Below are 3,383 nucleotides of genomic sequence, written 5' to 3'. Positions count from 1 at the left end.
ATCTTTCTCAGGATCAGACGGTTGAGCGGAAGGCCAAGGAGTTCTTCCTCGCCCTCGAGATTAACAAAAAATATAGTAAGAAAGAAATCCTGACCATGTACCTCAATAATGCCTATTTTGGGAATGGGATTTGGGGGATTGAAGATGCTTCTAAGAAGTATTTCGGTGTATCCGCTAGTGAGTTGACTTTGGATCAGTCGGCTGTCCTTGCTGGTATGCTCAAGGGGCCAGAAATTTATAATCCACTTTATTCTGTCGAGAATGCGACCAATCGTCGTAATACGGTCCTACAAAATATGGTCGCAGCTGGTTATATCGATCAAGCCACAGCAGATCAATCCGCCGCAGTCGACATTCATGGCCAACTGATTGATGCCTATGAAGGCAAGTCAGAAGATTATCGCTACCCGTCCTATTTTGATGCGGTTATCAATGAGGCTGTCAACGAATATGGTCTAACAGAAGAAGATATCATCAAGAATGGTTACCGGATTTACACAGAGATGGACCAGAATTACCAAGCTAGCATGCAGGTCATCTACGACAATGTAGATCTCTTCCCAGTTGCCGAAGATGGCACGCGGGCAGAATCTGGTAGTGTAGCCCTGGATCCTAAGACCGGAGGAGTGCGGGCGATCGTTGGACGCGTGGCTAGTGACCAAGATGTTGGCTTCAGAAGTTACAACTATGCGACTCAATCTGCGAGAAGTCCTGGTTCTACCATTAAACCTCTTGTCGTGTATAGTCCAGCTGTTGCCAACGGCTGGTCGACCAACAAAGAATTGGACAATACGACTAAGGTCTACGGTAGTTATACAGTCGATAACTACGGTGGCATTCAAGGTAGCCCGACTGTCCCTATGTACCAAGCCTTGGCAGAATCTCTCAATCTTCCAGCAGTCGCTACAGCCAATGAGTTAGGGCTCAATACTGTCTTTGATTACGGGACAAAATTTGGTCTCAATATGGACAAGGTGGACAGATCTCTCGGAGTTGCCCTCGGATCTGGTGTGACGACCAATCCGCTTCAGATGGCTCAGGCCTATGGAACCTTTGCCAACGATGGAGTGATGAACGATGCCCATCTCATTACGAAGATTGAAAATGCTAGTGGTCAGGTGGTGAAAAGTCACAGCCAGAAATCGAAACGAGTGCTCAGCAGTTCAGCCAATAAGAAGATGACTAATATGATGTTAGGAACCTTTACCAATGGAACGGGTGTCAATGCAGCACCATATGGTTATACCATGGCTGGTAAAACAGGAACGACTGAAACGGACTTCAACCCCGATCTTTCCGGAGACCAGTGGGTCATCGGCTACACGCCAGATGTGGTCATTAGTCAGTGGCTAGGCTTCCCTAAGACGGATGAAACCCACTATTTGACAGGGACCAGTGCAGAGACAGCCTCAGTGATCTTCCGAAATGTAGCCAATAGCGTCCTTCCTTATACAGAAGGAACTAGCTTTGACAATGAGAAAAATTCTTACCAGGAAAATGGCATTGCCCCTGTCGGTCAAGAAACAGAAACAGAGAGTCCAGAAGAGGACAAGGGTTTCTTTGATACGGTCAAAGAACGCGCTGCAGGTATTGTAGACGATGCCAAAAAAGCCATCGATGAAGCAGATATTCCTGGAAAAGCACAAAATGCCTGGGATACTTTCAAAGGTTGGTTTGGATTCTAAAAATAGATGCTTAAAAGATGGTAAGGTTCCTTGCCATCTTTTAGATTGTAGACAAACTATAGTTACATAAAACAACGTGGAGATCCTTCAATAAAAAAGTTAATTTCTATTTTATGAAATTATTCAACTTTATCTCGAAACTTTCCGCCGTGAGAAAAGTGCTTGAAACACTACGTTTCAAGCACTCGGGAGTTTTGAAACTTTAGGTTCAAAACTAAGTCATGGAACTTCTTCGAAGTTCGCTGACGTCCGTACTCACCTAAGGAAAGTTTCTGAGAAGATGTTGAATGAAAAGAATTTTTTGCAATACTTTTCGATGCTCAGACAGCTGTCGATAGGGTAACAAAAAAGCCTTCAGATGATGATCTGAAAGGCTTTTGTTTTTAGTTTCATTACAAGTCTTCGTCGGAGACGCTGAAGGTATCTCCGTGTTCAAAGTCACCGTATTGGTAACCACGTTTGAACCAGCGCATGCGTTGTTCAGAAGTCCCGTGGGTGAAGCTATCAGGGACGGAGTAGCCATAGGCTTGTTCTTGAAGGGTATCATCTCCCACAGCATGGGCAGCATTGAGCGCTTCTTCGATATCTCCCGTCTCCATGAGGCCTTGTTCTTCAATGTAGCGAGCCCACATACCCGCATAGTAGTCAGCTTGAAGTTCCAAACGGACATTGAGGGCATTTTTTTCTGTCTCGCTTTTCCCTCGGATGGCTTTTTGGTAACTCTGAAGAGTCCCCAATTCGTTTTGGATATGGTGGCCGACTTCGTGAGCGATGACATAAGCCATGGCAAAATCTCCGCTAGCCTTGTATTTGGTGGTCAACTCTTTGTAGAAGCTGATATCCAAATAGATCTTTTGGTCTGTCGGGCAGTAGAAGGGACCGGCAGATGCTTGCCCCACACCACAGCCAGTTCGAGTTTGACCCGTATAGAAAACCAAGGTTGGCTTGTGATAGGTCCGGCCTTCATTTTGGAAGGTTTGCCCCCAGAAATCCTCAGTAGTTCCAAGGACTTGACTGACGAATTTGCTATCTCCGTCACTCACCTGGGTATTGCTTTGGCGCGTGACTTGTCCTGAGTTATAGTTCTGCGTAGTCTGCCCCTGGTCAAAGAGCCCGCTTAGTCCAGCGCCTCCGCTCAAAAAGATGAGGACCAGGATCAAGATCAGTTTGCTCTTAAAACTTCCAGGCGAGAGGAGGATCTGTAAAAGACCACCCCCTAAATTTCCACCAGACCGGCCTGATGAGTAGCTTCCGCCACTTTGTTCGCGACGGTCTTCAATATTTTTACTTTCTTTCAGATGATCGCTTTTCATAATTTCTCCTTTATCCTCTATATTGTACCAAATCGTAGAGAAAAGCCAAACAAAATGCGCTCCCAGAGAGCAGAAGAACTTGTCAAATAGTGGAAAACTTGCTATAATGGTGTGAATGGAGGCGTTATGGCATTAAAAAAAGCAAGTCTAGCGTGTACGGTTTGTGGGTCACGCAACTACTCAATCAAGTTGAGTGCGACGCCAAAACCAAAACGTCTAGAAGTTAACAAGTTTTGTAAACATTGTAGCAAATATACAATTCATAAAGAAACCAGATAGGAGATTGTTGTGAAATTTTTTAAAGATATTTTTGTCTTGCTGAAAAACACGACTTGGCCTACTCGTAAAGAAAGATGGAAAAACTTTATCTCTGTGATTGAGTACA

4 protein-coding genes are annotated in these 3,383 nt (G+C 44.8%); 3 read left to right on the top strand and 1 reads right to left on the bottom strand.

Going from position 1 to position 3,383, the window contains the following annotated elements:
• A partial coding sequence (locus ACLOR3_RS02570) for a penicillin-binding transpeptidase domain-containing protein (protein WP_412036959.1) occupies positions 1 to 1,685 on the top strand: 1,685 nt, incomplete at its 5' end.
• A gap of 392 nt (positions 1,686 to 2,077) precedes the next feature.
• Here the strand turns inward: ACLOR3_RS02570 and ypfJ are convergent.
• A complete protein-coding gene (gene ypfJ, locus ACLOR3_RS02565; protein ID WP_411400147.1) occupies positions 2,078 to 2,998 on the bottom strand; it encodes a KPN_02809 family neutral zinc metallopeptidase in 921 nt (306 codons plus the stop codon).
• Between the two features lie 126 nt (positions 2,999 to 3,124).
• Here ypfJ and rpmG point away from each other — a divergent pair, with 126 nt between their 5' ends.
• Both rpmG and ACLOR3_RS02555 read left to right on the top strand, forming a co-directional pair.
• Positions 3,125 to 3,277, top strand: a complete 153-nt coding sequence (gene rpmG, locus ACLOR3_RS02560) for a 50S ribosomal protein L33 (RefSeq protein ID WP_006595433.1) — start codon at positions 3,125 to 3,127, stop codon at positions 3,275 to 3,277.
• A 9-nt stretch (positions 3,278 to 3,286) separates the two neighbouring features.
• Positions 3,287 to 3,383, top strand: a 97-nt coding sequence (locus ACLOR3_RS02555; RefSeq protein ID WP_412036993.1) for a preprotein translocase subunit SecE, incomplete at its 3' end; no start/stop codon positions are given.

Source organism: Streptococcus intestinihominis, assembly GCF_046824975.1.
In the GTDB taxonomy this organism is placed as follows: domain Bacteria; phylum Bacillota; class Bacilli; order Lactobacillales; family Streptococcaceae; genus Streptococcus.
The sequence above is the reverse complement of the archived record's forward strand: the minus strand, read 5'-3'. Positions and strand labels throughout refer to the sequence as shown.

What these genes read in the sequence shown, in the direction of transcription:
- ypfJ (WP_411400147.1), bottom strand. Translation starts at nt 2,998, where the DNA reads ATGAAAAGCGATCATCTGAAAGAAAGTAAAAATATTGAAGACCGTCGC.
- rpmG (WP_006595433.1), top strand. Translation starts at nt 3,125, where the DNA reads ATGGCATTAAAAAAAGCAAGTCTAGCGTGTACGGTTTGTGGGTCACGC.